The 12,865-nt window shown below is 72.9% G+C and carries 13 protein-coding genes and 1 tRNA gene; 5 read left to right on the top strand and 9 right to left on the bottom strand.

The features are described 5' to 3' along the window. Positions 1 to 510 precede the first annotated feature (510 nt). The 4 genes from ACQPZF_RS01225 to ACQPZF_RS01210 all read right to left on the bottom strand — a co-directional run bounded on the left by ACQPZF_RS01225 (position 511) and on the right by ACQPZF_RS01210 (position 2,351). A tRNA-Ser gene (locus ACQPZF_RS01225) sits at positions 511 to 595 on the bottom strand. A 45-nt stretch (positions 596 to 640) separates the two neighbouring features. After that, a complete protein-coding gene (locus ACQPZF_RS01220) occupies positions 641 to 1,210 on the bottom strand; it encodes an RNA polymerase sigma factor (RefSeq protein WP_433267349.1) in 570 nt (189 codons plus the stop codon). Between the two features lie 206 nt (positions 1,211 to 1,416). Beyond that, the gene (locus tag ACQPZF_RS01215) at positions 1,417 to 1,866 is read right to left on the bottom strand and encodes a nucleoside deaminase (RefSeq protein ID WP_433267347.1); all 450 of its coding nucleotides are present in this window, start codon (positions 1,864 to 1,866) and stop codon (positions 1,417 to 1,419) included. Continuing rightward, a complete protein-coding gene (locus ACQPZF_RS01210; RefSeq protein WP_433267345.1) occupies positions 1,863 to 2,351 on the bottom strand; it encodes a tRNA adenosine deaminase-associated protein in 489 nt (162 codons plus the stop codon). The genes ACQPZF_RS01215 and ACQPZF_RS01210 overlap by 4 nt, the downstream gene beginning before the upstream one ends. An 89-nt stretch (positions 2,352 to 2,440) precedes the next feature. Here ACQPZF_RS01210 and ACQPZF_RS01205 point away from each other — a divergent pair, with 89 nt between their 5' ends. Continuing rightward, the gene (locus ACQPZF_RS01205) at positions 2,441 to 3,676 is read left to right on the top strand and encodes a M20 metallopeptidase family protein (protein WP_433267343.1); all 1,236 of its coding nucleotides are present in this window, start codon (positions 2,441 to 2,443) and stop codon (positions 3,674 to 3,676) included. Positions 3,677 to 3,720: 44 nt separating this feature from the next. On the opposite strand, the gene ACQPZF_RS01200 is transcribed toward ACQPZF_RS01205, so the two are convergent. Then, complete coding sequence (locus tag ACQPZF_RS01200; protein WP_433267341.1) at positions 3,721 to 4,254, bottom strand: GrpB family protein; 534 nt, start codon at positions 4,252 to 4,254, stop codon at positions 3,721 to 3,723. Further along, entirely contained in the window at positions 4,233 to 4,466 is a 234-nt protein-coding gene (locus tag ACQPZF_RS01195; protein WP_433267339.1) for a hypothetical protein, read from the bottom strand. The genes ACQPZF_RS01200 and ACQPZF_RS01195 overlap by 22 nt, the downstream gene beginning before the upstream one ends. Before the next feature lie 104 nt (positions 4,467 to 4,570). Between ACQPZF_RS01195 and ACQPZF_RS01190 the strand changes: the two genes are divergently transcribed. From ACQPZF_RS01190 to ACQPZF_RS01175, 4 genes are read left to right on the top strand one after another with little or no spacing between them, the layout of a single operon-like run. Continuing rightward, entirely contained in the window at positions 4,571 to 5,527 is a 957-nt protein-coding gene (locus ACQPZF_RS01190) for a prephenate dehydrogenase (protein WP_433267337.1), read from the top strand. Between the two features lie 27 nt (positions 5,528 to 5,554). Then, positions 5,555 to 7,333 carry a fibronectin type III domain-containing protein gene (locus ACQPZF_RS01185; protein ID WP_433267335.1) on the top strand — a complete coding sequence of 593 codons (1,779 nt, stop codon included), beginning with the start codon at positions 5,555 to 5,557 and terminating at the stop codon, positions 7,331 to 7,333. A 57-nt stretch (positions 7,334 to 7,390) separates the two neighbouring features. Next, complete coding sequence (locus ACQPZF_RS01180; protein WP_433267333.1) at positions 7,391 to 9,211, top strand: fibronectin type III domain-containing protein; 1,821 nt, start codon at positions 7,391 to 7,393, stop codon at positions 9,209 to 9,211. A 40-nt stretch (positions 9,212 to 9,251) separates the two neighbouring features. Beyond that, complete coding sequence (locus ACQPZF_RS01175; protein ID WP_433267332.1) at positions 9,252 to 10,433, top strand: thiolase family protein; 1,182 nt, start codon at positions 9,252 to 9,254, stop codon at positions 10,431 to 10,433. A 102-nt stretch (positions 10,434 to 10,535) separates the two neighbouring features. On the opposite strand, the gene ACQPZF_RS01170 is transcribed toward ACQPZF_RS01175, so the two are convergent. The 3 genes from ACQPZF_RS01170 to ACQPZF_RS01160 form a co-directional block, all read right to left on the bottom strand. Beyond that, positions 10,536 to 11,153: a putative glycolipid-binding domain-containing protein gene (locus ACQPZF_RS01170; RefSeq protein WP_433267330.1), complete on the bottom strand. Its 618-nt coding sequence runs from the start codon at positions 11,151 to 11,153 to the stop codon at positions 10,536 to 10,538. Then, positions 11,150 to 11,323 (bottom strand): antitoxin, encoded by a 174-nt coding sequence (locus ACQPZF_RS01165; protein WP_433267328.1) that lies wholly within the window; start codon positions 11,321 to 11,323, stop codon positions 11,150 to 11,152. Before ACQPZF_RS01165 ends, ACQPZF_RS01170 begins: the two co-directional genes overlap by 4 nt. 212 nt (positions 11,324 to 11,535) lie before the next feature. Next, entirely contained in the window at positions 11,536 to 12,765 is a 1,230-nt protein-coding gene (locus ACQPZF_RS01160) for a thioester domain-containing protein (protein WP_433267326.1), read from the bottom strand. Between the last annotated feature and the right edge of the window lie 100 nt (positions 12,766 to 12,865).

Here is a 12,865-nt window from a genome sequence, read left to right as displayed (position 1 = left end):
GGTAGTTGGCGGGTCCGCGCATCCTCCCCGGAACGAGTGAACTGCGAAAGAATCCGTCACTAACTGTTGACCATGCCCAGGCATGCGGCACGCGGCCCGACGGCCCCTCCCGACCTCGACACCGCCCAGCCACTCACGACCACTGTGACCAGGTCGCGCGGACGGCGAGGCCGGGAGGCCCGACGCCGAGGCACGGGAGAACACGCATGGGGGAATCAACATGATCACTCGAACGTGTGTTCGATCATAGGGTAAGGTCAACGACGTGCCCACCGGTGGCCCTCCCAGCGCCGGTCCGGGCACAGCGCACACGACGGGGGCGCAGCCCGCCTGACGAGGCGGGCAGCGCCCCCGATGCGTGAACCTTGACAACACCAGAGCGCAAGCAAGCACCGCCTCGGCGGTCCGCGTGTTCCGCCGCCGTGCCGCCTGTGCCCGTCCCGGCGGCGGAACACCCGGGAAACAGAAACGGGGCCCACCTGCGTTTCCGCAGGCGGACCCCGTCTTGAGCGGTGGCGGTGGGATTTGAACCCACGGAGGCTTTCACCTCACACGCTTTCGAGGCGTGCTCCTTCGGCCGCTCGGACACGCCACCGCCGAGAACAATACAAGACGACCACCCCGATCCGGCACCGGGGTCCTACCGCCAGACCTTCATCACCTCGGCCAGCCGCACCCTGGCACGAGCCAGTCGCCCCCGCACCGACTCCTCGCTGGCGCCCACCACGAGCGCGATCTGCGCATAGGACAAGCCGTCCACCTCGGCCAGCAGCCACGCCGCCCGCTGTGGTTCCGGCAGCCGCCGCAGGGCCTGGCGCAACGCCGCGACCGTCGCCACGGTCTCGGCCACCGCCGAAGGATCCCGCGCCACCGGTCCGACGCCGATCGGTGTGGCGCCCCAGTCGGGCAGTTCGCCCACCGGGTCCGTCCGCTTCCGCCGCAGCACACCCAGGCACTGCCGGTGGGCGACCCGGAACAGCCACGTCCGCACGGCCGCCGGCTCGGTCAGCGAGTCCAGCCGCCGCCACGCGGTGGCGAACACCTCCTGGGTCACGTCCTCCGCCTCGGCCCGGTCGTGGAGCACCCGGAACGCGAGGCCGAACACCCGGCCCGAATAGCGGCGGACCAGCATCTCGAACGCGGCCAGGTCGCCTCTCGCGACGCCGCCTGCCAGCGCGGCGTCCGCGGTCTCGGCGATCTCGGCGGGCACCCGACCAATCGTGACAGCGGCACGATCAGCCCGCCGAGCAACGGCTTCCCCCATGCGGGCTATTTCCGACACGGCCGACACCGCCCGACGCCGGCCAAGCCGACGCCGGCCAAGCCGACGCCGGCCAAGCCGACGCCGGCCGAGCCGCCAGGCCGACCGGGCGAGCCGCCACGCCCACCCGCCGAGCCGAACACCGGCGTCCGGCGTCACCTCCCGGCGAAGAACGCCTCCAGCAGCGCGGCACACTCGGTCGCCAGCACGCCGCCCACCACCTCGGGCCGGTGGTTGAGCCGGCGGTCGCGCACCACGTCCCACAGCGACCCCACGGCCCCGGTCTTCGGCTCCCACGCGCCGAACACGACCCGGGAGACCCGCGCCAGCACCAGCGCGCCGGCGCACATCGTGCACGGTTCCACGGTCACCGCCAGCGTGCAGCCGCCGAGCCGCCACCCGTCGCCGAACACGGCCGCCGCCGCCCGCAGCGCCAGGATCTCGGCGTGCGCGGTGGGGTCGCCCGATGCCTCGCGGGCGTTGCAGGCCCGTGCCAGCTCCGTGCCGTCGGGGCCGAAGACCACCGCGCCGATCGGGACGTCGCCGGTCCGGGCCGCCAGCCCGGCGACCTCCAGGGCCGACCGCACCAGGTCTTCGTCGGTCACGCTTGGATGGTGTCCAGCAGCTTGGTGAACTCGTCGCCGAAGCCGCACCGCTGGGCGACCATCTGGAGCTGCTCGTCCGGGTACAGGTCGACCTCGTCCACGATCACCTGCAACTCGTGCTGGGGCATCCCCAGGTCGGCGAGGATCGCGAGGTCGCCCTCGGGCCACAGCTCGTCGTCCTCCTCGTCGGGCGGGTCGACCCGGAGGAGGTCCAACACGTCCGCGGCGATGTCGTAGTCCAGCGCGGCGGCGGCGTCCGACAGCAGCAGCGCCACCCCGCCGGGCACCGGGCGCAGCACTATGAAGAACTCGTCGTCCACCGCCAACAGCCCGAAGACGGCACCTGTGGAGCGGAGTTGGCGCAGTTCCGTGATGGCCGCGTCGAGCTCGGACAGCGCCGAGCTGTCCATCCTGCTGCACCGCCAGCGGCCGTCCTCTCGGACCACCGCGACAGCGAAGCCGTTGACCGGCTCCTGGTGTGCCATGTGCACACCGTAGGGCCACCCGAGCGCACCCGGTAGCACGGGGGGCTCGCCTCCGGGCGTGGGGGGCTCCGCGATGCCACTATCGAGGGATGAGCACAACTCTGCCGAACGCACAGACGACCGCACCCGAGCCCAGGTACACCGGGCTCGTGGAGGCAGCTCGTGCCCTACAGCCCAGGACCGTGGCACTGCGCAGGCAGGTGCACAAGCGCCCGGAACAGGGCCTGGACCTGCCCGCCACGCAGGCCGCGATCCAGCACGCGCTGGCCGGGCTCCCGCTGGAGATCACCACCGGGAAGTCCAGCACGTCGGTGGTCGCCGTCCTGCGCGGCGCGCGGCCGGGGCCGACGGTCCTGCTGCGCGGCGACATGGACGCGCTGCCGCTCCAGGAGGAGACGGGCCTGGCGTACTCGTCAGAGGTCGACGGTTCGATGCACGCGTGCGGCCACGACACGCACGTGGCGATGCTCGCGTCCGCCGCCCGCCTGCTGTCCTCCCGCCGGGAGGCGCTGTCCGGCCAGGTGGTGTTCATGTTCCAGCCCGGCGAGGAGGGGATGCACGGCGCGAAGCACATGCTGGACGAAGGCGTGCTGGACGCGGCCGGCCCGCCGGTCGAGAAGGCGTTCGCCCTGCACATCTCGTCCACCCTGCAGTCCGGCGTGGTGGTCTCCCGCTCCGGCCCGACGATGGCCTCGGCGGACACCTTCAACGTCGTCGTGAAGGGCAAGGGCGGTCACGGCGGCATCCCGCACGACGCGGTGGACCCGATCCCGGCCGCCGCCGCGATGGTCGGCGCGCTGCAGACGATGGTGGCCCGCCGGGTGAACGTGCACCAGCCGGCCGTGGTGACCATCGCCCACCTCAAGGCGGGCACCACCACCAACATCATCCCGGAGACGGCGCTGCTGAAAGGCACCATCCGCACCCTCTCCGAGGAGACCAGGGCGCTCGTCCACAAGGAGCTGCACCAGGTCTGCGAACACGTGGCCGCCGCCCATGGCTGCACCGCCGAGGTAGAGGTCACCTCCGGCTACCCGGTGACCGTGAACGACCGGGAATTGGGCATCCACGTCCTGGACGTGACCACCTCCGCCCTGGGGGCGCGCTGGGCGTCGCCCATGGAGGACCCGTTGATGGGCGCGGAGGACTTCTCCTACGTGCTGCAACGCGTGCCCGGCGCCATCGCCTTCCTGGGCGCGTGCCCCCGCGGCGTGGAACTGGCCCACGCCGAACCGAACCACTCCAGCCGAGTGCTCTTCGACGAGGCGGCCATGGAACACGGCGTCATCGTCTACACGGCGTTCGCCCTGGACGCCCTGCGCTGATCCGACGAACCCGCCGGTGCGGGCGCACCGGCGGGTTCGCACCGTCACCTCCCGCGCAACCGGTCGAAGAACACCGACTTGGACCGCGTGTAGTCGTCGTAATCGGCATCCCCGGAATGCGCCTCGGCCGCCCGCGACTTCATCTCCTCGCAGGCCCGCCGCGCCGCCGGGTCAGCCCGCAGCACATCCCGGAACCGCACGGTCTCCGCCCACCACGGCGAGCCGAGCAGCCGGACGTGCGCGATCGCCGGCTCGACCGGGTCGGGCCGGACGAAGAGCCGCTTCCGATAAGCCTCCGCCGGGGCGATCCCGTATTCCCGGACCTCGTCCCGGAACACGCCCGGCGAGTCCGGTCGCGACCCGCGGGCGGGCAGGAAACCGGCCTGCCGGAACACGTCATCCGCCGGCGACCCTTCAGCAGGCAGCGACACGACCCTGATCTGCACGTCGACGAACGGCTTGGCCCGCAGCCCCGGCACCGCCGTGGAACCGATGTGGTCGAAGGTCCAGCGGCCGTCGGCGAGACCGCGATCGAGCAGACCGGCGCGAATCCGGCTCAACAGCCGCCGAGCGGCCACCGGCCACCCGGGGTCGTGCTCGTGGAGAACAGCCCGGCCGGGCCCACCACGTCCCAGCCCGTGCCGACGACCACCGCGGCGAGTCCCGGCCGGTCCACCACCGCGACCGTGACCAGCCCTGACCGGTCGTGCTCGCGCAGCAGGCGAGCCACCTCGTCCGCATCCCGCCCCGACAGCACCTCCACCCGCACACCGGGAAGACGCCCGATCACCGTCCCGGGTTGCCGGGAAGCACGGCGTCCGGATCGTCGGTGCCCGGATTCGTCCGGGATCGCCGGTTGCCGGGATTGTCGGTGTCCGCCGGCAGGATGTCCCCGTGCGTGACGTGTGCGTGGTCGGACTGGGTTTGATCGGCGGCTCGGTGCTGCGCGCCGCAGCCGCGGCCGGACGGGCTGTGTGGGGCGCCACCGCGTCGGGGCAGGACGCGGAAGCCGCTCGCGCGGACGGGTTCGACGTCCGGGCACTCGCCGACGCCCTGGCACGGGCCCGGGACCGGGACGCCCTGGTGGTCGTCGCGGTGCCGTTGCCCGCTGTCGAGGAGGTGTTGCGGCAGGTGCCGGACGGGGTCCGGGTCACGGACGTGGTGAGCGTCAAGGGGCCGGTCGGCGACCTGGTCAGGCGGGTCGCGCCGCTGGTCCGCCACGTCGGCGGCCATCCGATGGCGGGCACCTCGGCGTCCGGCTGGGCGGCCGGCCGCGCCGACCTGTTCCGCAACGCCGCCTGGGTGGTCACCGCCGAGGAAGACACCGACCTCGACGTGCTGACCGACGTCGTCGAACTCGCCCTCGACGCGAAGGCGCACGTCGTCCCGACCACCGCCGTGGAGCACGACGCGGCGGTGGCCCGCATCTCCCACCTGCCGCACATCCTGGCCGCCGTGCTGGCCAGCGTCGGCGCGGACGGCGGCCCGCTCGCCCTCGCGCTCGCGGCGGGCTCGTTCGGCGACGGCACGCGGGTCGCCGCCAGTCGGCCCGAGCTGGTCCGCGCGATGTGCGAGGGCAACCGGACGGCACTGCTGGGCGCGGTCGACGACGCGTTGGGCAGGCTCGGGGCCGCCCGCGGCTCGTTGGCGTCGACCGGCGGCCTCGCCAAGACGATCGAGGCGGGGCACCGGGCCCGGCAGGCGCTGCACGACCTCCAGTCCGCCGAGCGCACCGACCTGACCATCGACCTGACCTCGCCCCAGGCGCTGGAAGCGCTGCGCGCCCTCGGGGCCCGTGGCGGCCGGATCATCGGCCTGACCGGCAACACCGCGCTCGCGCGCACGTCATAACCCCCGCGCACCTTTTACAGTCGACGGGTGGAACGTCGCAAGCTGGTCGGCTGGTTGTGCGGTCTCGCGCTGGTCACGGGCGCGGTGGTGGTGCTGCGCAACGAGTCCGCGCCGCCGGCGCCACCGCCCGAGTTCACCAGGTTCCTGGACCACCGGGTCGAGTACGTGGCGGACACCAGTCCGCTGAGCCGGCCGACCGACCTGACTCTCACCGGCGTGGACCGGACGAGTCTGCGCGCCACCTGGACGGCCACCGGCGGTGTCGCGTACGGCGCGTTCGAGGTCCGGTGGGGCGACCGGACGCGGCTGGTGCAGGCGACCGAGACCGAGCTGACCGACCTGGACGCCGACGCGGAGGTCACGGTCGAGGTCCGGGCCGTCGACGGGCTGGGCCGCCGCTCCGAGCCCGCCGTCGCCAAGGCCGTGCCGAGGCTGGCCCACGACCAGGCGTGGGCCGACCCGCTGGTCCAGCCCCTGGACCGGTTCGACGGCCCGGAGGCGCTGAGCCCGCGCCGCTGGCGGGTGTTCGACGCGGGCGACGAGTGCCTGGGCCTGCGCCCGCTCAACGGCAAGCGCCTCGAAGTCACCTGCGACGCGCTCGACCTCCAGTCCAACGTCCCGCTGCGGCTGGGTGTGCCGGCCGCCGACGGCGCGGTCGGCCGGGTCGTCCTCACCACCGACGGGCCGAGCACCGCGCGGGGTGACGGCGAGCTGGTCGTGGCGCTGCTGCCCGAGCCGTTCCACGACATCGGACGGCTGGCCGAGCCCTACCCGCCGGGCTCGGTGATCCTGCACATCACCCCGTACGGCGCGACCTTCGACGCCGGGTCGGGCCTGTCGACCACCTCCCGGGTCGTCCCGGTCGGCGGCACGTCCCGACCTCCGACGCCCGGCGTCCGGCACCGCTGGGAGCTGCGCGTCCTGCCCGACGCGGTGGTAGCGCTGCGGGACGGCGAGGCGTTGGCCGCGGCGGCGGTCGCGGTGCCGTGGACGGTCGCCCGGCCCCGGCTGGCGTTCCACAACGTCCGGCACACCCAGGTCGACACGTTCGGCGTCGGCGGCGCGCCGGAGAGCCCGGTCCCGGCGTCGGTGGTGCCGCTGGGCCCCGGCTCCGGGCAGGGCGGCGCGGTGGAGCTGGGCGCGACGCCCAACCAGCGGCTGGAGGGCGGCAACTCGGTGCGGGTCGTGGCGGCGGTGGCGTCGCCGGGCTCGAACGTCCGGGACACCCCGATCACCGTCGAGTTCGGCGGGAGGTCCGCGCCGGGCGTGGTCATGCCGCCGTCCGGTGGGGCGGCAGCGGTCGAGTCCGCCTTCGTGTACGCGGACTTCCCGCTGCCGGAGCCCACCGGCGACACGTCGGTCCGGCTGCGGACGGCAGGAAAGGTCGTGGTCAACGACTCGCACCTGGTGGTGGACGACGGCCAGGCGACCACGCGCCGGGCACTGCCCAGAGTCACCGAGCGCGAGCACCCGGCCGTGAAAGCGCCGCCGGCGAACGTGGTCGTCGTGCACGAGACGGGCCCGACCGACAAGTTCCCGCCCGGCGGCAAGGCGCGGATCGTCGTGGAGCTGCTCACCACGACCGAGCGGGAGGTGGCGGCGGTCAAGGGCATCGAGGTCGATCTCGACGGGCAGCGGCTCGCGGCGCTGCCCACCGGTGGGGCGGCGGGCGGGCGGCACGAGTTCCTGGTCGACCTGAACGAGACACCCGCGGGAAGCCATCGGGTGGCGGTGCGGGTACTCCCGGTGGACGAACGGGGCGAGACCCGAACCGGGGGACACACCTTCGACATCGGCCCGCGGTAGATATCGGGTGCGCAACGCCTAGTGACCGCGATCACCCCGGCCGCATAGCTTGACGCCATGCAACGTCGCCGGATCGCCGTCATCGCCGCTGGTGTGGTGCTGTTCGGTGGAGTGGTGGCGGTGCTGCGGAGCACCGGAGCGGGCGATCCGGCGACCCGGGCCAGCACGTCCACGCCGCCGCCGACGTCGTTGGCCGCGTTCGCCGCCGAAGGCGTGCTGGTGCCGACGCCGGGCGCGCCGCCGGAGCAGCCCGCCGACCTGCGGGTGGTGTCCGGGCCGAGACGGATGCAGGTGCTGTGGTCCGGCGAGGAGGCAGCCGGCTACGAGGTCCGCTGGGGCCGGGACGGGCGGTTCGACCACACGAAGCTCATCGCCCAGTCCGCGACGCAGCTCGACGGGCTGGACGACGGCGCCGCGTACCAGGTGGAGGTGCGGGCGGTGGACGCGTTCGGGCAGCGCTCGGAGCCGGCCCGCGGCGAGGGCACCCCGCGCACGGCGAAGATCGGCGACTACGCGCTGGTGGACGCGTTCGACCAGCCGGACGCGCCGGACCCGGCCCGGTGGCGGCTCGCGACCAGGAACACCTGCGCCCGCGCCACCCCCGGCCAAGGCGACGACGGCGCCCGGCTGGTGATCAGCAGCAACTGCGCGTCGGCTCCGGCGTCGCTGCGGTCGCGGACCCCGTTCGTGCTGCGGGACGCCGACGACCTGGGCCGGGTCGTCGTGGAGACGGACGCGCCGGGCGCGGACGGCGAGCTGACCGTCGACCTGGTGCCCGGCCCGGTGAGCACGGTGAGCGGCGACGGCCTGCCGCCGGACGCGCTCCGGCTGCGGGTGGCGGGCAGCGCCGGCAAGACGTCCGCCGAGGTGCTGACCCCGGAGGGCACGCCGACCACGCCGACGCGCGCGGTGCCGACCCTGGAGCAGGGCCTGAGCCACCGCTGGGAACTGGTGCTGCGCCGCGACGGCGCGCGGGTGCTGATGGACGGCGACGTGGTGGCGACCAGTCCGGCGGTGCCGCGCTGGCGGGAGGCGACCGCGCTGATCTCGGTGTCCGGGCCGACCGGCCAGCGGGTCAACATCAGCCTGGTGGCGTTCGACGCCGCGCCCGCCACCGCGCCGCCGTTCGTGCCGCCGCCGCAGGTGCGGGTCGCGATCGCACCCGACGCCGCCCCGGTCACCGGGACGCCGATCCGCGGTGTGACCGGCGGCCAGTTGCGGATGACGCTCCTGCACACCGACTCGTCGCCGACCGCCCCCGAGTTCACGGTGGCCGTCGGCGACACGCGGGTGCCGCTACGACCCGCCGTGCCCGGAGCGCCGTGGCGGGCGGCGGTCGGCTACCCGGTGGTGGCGGACATCCCCGCGGCGGCCCTGGTCCAGGACGGCGACCAGCTCGCGGTGACCGTCGTGGCCGGCGTGCGGATGCAGGCGACGCACGTCGACCTGGAACTCACGCCCGCGCCCGACGCGCCGCCCGCGCCGCGGCCGAGCACCGAGAAGACGCCGCTGAACGGCCTGGAGCCGGTCCTCGCGCGGGCGAACGGGACGGTGCTCGACGCCGGCGGCCGTCCGGTGCCGGAAGGCTCGCCGATCCAGCGCGGCCGGGTGGTGTTCGAGCTGACCCTGGACGGCAGGTCCGGGCAGCGCGGCACCGGCGTGGCGGGACTGGCCGGCTTCACCGTGCGGCTGGACGGCGACCGGGTGGCGAGCGTGCCGACCAACCTGGGCGGTCCGGGCGTCGCCGGGGTGTACCGGCTGGCGCTGAACACGAGCGGGTTGTCCTTCGGCCCGCACATGATCGAGGTGAAGCTGTTCAGCACCTCGTCGGACACCCGGCCGACATCGGCGTTCGTGCCGTTCTTCGTCAGCCAGTGACGAACCGCGACATCCGGCCCGCCAGTGACAAGATGAGGCCATGCACCGCCCGCTGATCCTCGACGCCGCCCGCACCCCGTTCGGCCGCTACCGCGGCGGGCTGTCCGGGGTGCGCGTGGACGACCTGGCCGCGCTGCCGATCACCGAACTGCTGCGCAGACACCAGGTGGACCCGGCACGGGTGGAGGACGTGCTGTACGGCAACACCAACGGCGCGGGCGAGGAGAACCGCAACATCGGCCGGATGGCGGCCCTGCTGGCGGGCCTGCCGCCGACCGTGCCCGGCGTGGCCGTGAACCGCCTGTGCGCGTCCGGTGGCGAGGCCATCGTGCAGGCGGGGCGGACGTTGGCGATGGGCGACGCGGACCTGCTGATCGCGGGCGGCGTGGAGGGCATGACCCGGGCGCCGTTCGTCGTGCCGCGCGCGGAGAAGCCGTTCGCCGACCGGATGGAGTCGGTGTCGACGGCCCTCGGCTGGCGCCTGGTGAACCCGAGGATGCGCGTGGAGTGGACCGTGCCGCTGGGGCGCGCGGCGGAGGACGTGGCCGTGGCGTTGGGCATCACCCGGCAGCAGATGGACTTCTACGCCCTGCGCTCCCACCGCCGGGCGTCGGCGGCCTGGGACGCGGGTGTGCACGACGGCTTCGCGTTCCCGGTCCAACTGCGCGACGGCTCGTCCGTCCGGCGCGACGAGTCCGTGCGCCCGGAGACGTCGATGGAGAAACTGGGCAAACTGGCCTCGGCGTTCTCCGAATCGGGCCCGGTGACAGCAGGCAACTCGTCCCCGCTGAACGACGGCGCGGCGGCGGTCCTCATGGGCAGCGAGCAGGTGGCGAGCGACCTGGGCATCTCGCCGCTGGGCGAGCTGCTCGGCAGCGCGGTCACGGCGGACGAGCCACAGCGCTTCACCCTGACCCCGGTCACGGCGATCCGGAAGCTCCTGGCCCGCCTCAAGATCTCCGGCGGCGACGTCGACCTCTGGGAGATCAACGAGGCCTTCGCCGCCATGGCCCTGTCCGTCCTGCACCACCTGCCGGAAGTCGACCGCGAGAAGGTCAACGTCCACGGCGGCGCGATCGCCTACGGCCACCCGCTGGGCGCCTCCATGCCCCGCGTGGTGGTGGACCTGTGCCGCCACCTCCGGGCACGCGGCGGCGGACTCGGCATCGCGGCGGCCTGCGTGGGCGTGGGCCAGGGCATGGCCATCGCCGTCCGGGTGTGACCATCCCCCGATCCGCGATACCCGCGCCCCCGCAGGGCACGCTGTCGCTCAGCCGAGGCGCTCAGCCGAGGAAGTGGCCCGGTTCATCACCCGAACCGGTGGTCAGATGCGGTGGGCGATGCGGGGGTAGTCGACCACCAGGCCGGTCTTGTCGACGGTGATGTCCTGCTGGAAGTCGCCGCTCTCGAACGACACCACGGACTGCTCCTCGCCCACCGACACGGTCCGGTACGTCTGGCGCACCAAGCGGACCGACAGGTCCGGCAAGGTCACGTACACGACCGGCAGCTCGTGCGCCCCCGGCTCGTTCTGCAGGTTCAACCGGCGGATCGGGATGGCGTTGAACAGGACCGCGAACTGCACGTCCACGTCCACCGCGCCGTCGAAGTCGGCGCGTTCCGCGCCCTGGCCCGAGTCGACCAGCCACACGCCCTCGGACGAGCGGGACACCGAGATCTGGCGTTCCTCCGACACGGTGGCCGTGCGCAGCAGCAGCCGGGTGACCGCGCCGGTCTCGCCGACGGACACCTCGAACGACCCGCTGTACTGCTCGTCCGGCCCCGCCGTCACCAGGCGGCCGGACGCCCGCAGCTTGCGTTCGGACAGCAGGAACCGGACCTGCTCCAGCCGGGGCTCGTCGTAGCCCTGCCACGTCACGATCTGCGCGGACGGCGAACGGGACTCCGGGGTGGCCCGGTCAGCCGTGTTGAACGAGTTCACTCTCCACCCGGAAGGATGTCCTTGGCCTTCTCGGCCACCGTCCTGACCTGCTCCTCGTGACCGAACCTGCCGGCGACGAAGTCGGCGGCAGCGTCGATGCCCTGGTCCACCTTCTCGTGGTTCTCCTCCAGCAGCTCGGACGCCTTGTTCTTGATCTCGTCGAAGTTCATCGTGCTCCCTCGCACTCCAGACGCAGGCTACCCGAACCACCCTCACGCCCCCAGCCGCAAACGCTACCGCCACCCCACGACAACGCCCCGCTCCGCCACCCCACCACCAGCCCCTCTCCTCGCCGGCCGTCCCACCAAAAAGAGAGCGGCCTCCCTCGGATATCCCGAGGGAGGCCGCTCCCAAGCCACGCGCTAGGCCACGTCGGTCGGTCCTACGCGACGCTCTTCTTGCGACGAACCATGATCAGCGCGACCGCGCCCGCACCGAGCAGGCCCAGGCCGATCAGCAGCGGCACGAAGATGGACGCACCGGTCGAAGCCAGGTCGTCGTCACCGCCGCCGGCGGCCGGCAGCGGAGCCTCGGTCGTCGTCGTGGTCGGCGCGGTCGTCGTGGTGGTGGTCGTCGTCGCGGTGGCCGAGGACGACGAGGTCGGGGTGGTGCCCTCGACCCACTTGGCCTTGGCCTTGTCCTTCGCGAACACCTGCGACGGCTTGGCGATCACCAGCGACTGGGTCTTCAGGTTGCGGTCGCTCGCCACGAACAGCCGGCCCTGGTGCAGCTCGGCGGTCGCGTGCACGGTGAACTCCACCGTGCCGGGCTCGACGCCCTCGTCGACCTTGACGAAGATCTCGCCGACCTTGGTCTCGGCGGTCGCCTTGAGGTCACCCTCCTTGACGACGTCCAGCTCCTTGCCGTCCTTGTCGGTGAAGGTGACGCCGTTCGGCACGTCGGCCTCGATGATGACCTTGTCCGCCGTCGTGGTGACGGTGAACGGGCCGATCAGCGTGCCCGCCTTGCCTTCGAGCTCCTTGGGGTCGATGCCCAGCGTCGGCTTGGGCTCGTCGCCGATGCCGACGTTCTCGGCCCCGGTCAGCTTCTTGTAGACGGCGAGCACGTCGGCGTCGACGTCATCACCCTCGACGGTCGGGTCCTTCTCGTCGAGCCTGGACTCGTCGGTGAAGTGCCAGATCGCGGCCTGCGTGCCCGCGATGAGCGAGCTTTCCTTGACACCCGCCAGGCCGAACGCGGTGCGCGCCGCCGCCAGGTCCAGCGCCGGGTAGCTGTGGTGCAGGATCCAGTTGACCTTGGCCGCGTTTTCCTTGAACTTCGTGTTCGGGTTGGGGTGCTCGTTCCACGGCACCTCCTTGAGCGGCGTGTTGTCCTCAAGCGGGGTCGGCAGCTCGACGCAGTACGCCGTGGCGGTCTGGTCCTTGCCTTCCTCGGTGATCTTGAGGCCGATCAGCTCGGTGTGGAGCGGCTTGCCTTCGTTGAGCGGCTTGTCTTCCTTGTCGTTGAGGTAGACACCCATGCCCCGGACGTCACCGCCAGGGAACGGCTTCACCTCGACCGCGTCGGCGGCGGCAGGGAGCGCGGACAGCAACACGAGAGAGGCGCCGAGGACCGCAGCCCCCACGCGCTTCAGGGTCAACCGGGGTGCCATGTGTCTCCTTGAGGCTCACGAGTAGCCCGATGGTGTGGTTCAAGGCGGCGGACCATGTCGGACTCGGTGGGGCCGCAGGGACCGGGCACCGACACCGAAT

Origin of the sequence: Actinosynnema sp. CS-041913 (genome assembly GCF_050942485.1) — a bacterium.
GTDB lineage: Bacteria > Actinomycetota > Actinomycetes > Mycobacteriales > Pseudonocardiaceae > Actinosynnema.
This window is presented reverse-complemented; position numbering and strand designations above follow the sequence as displayed.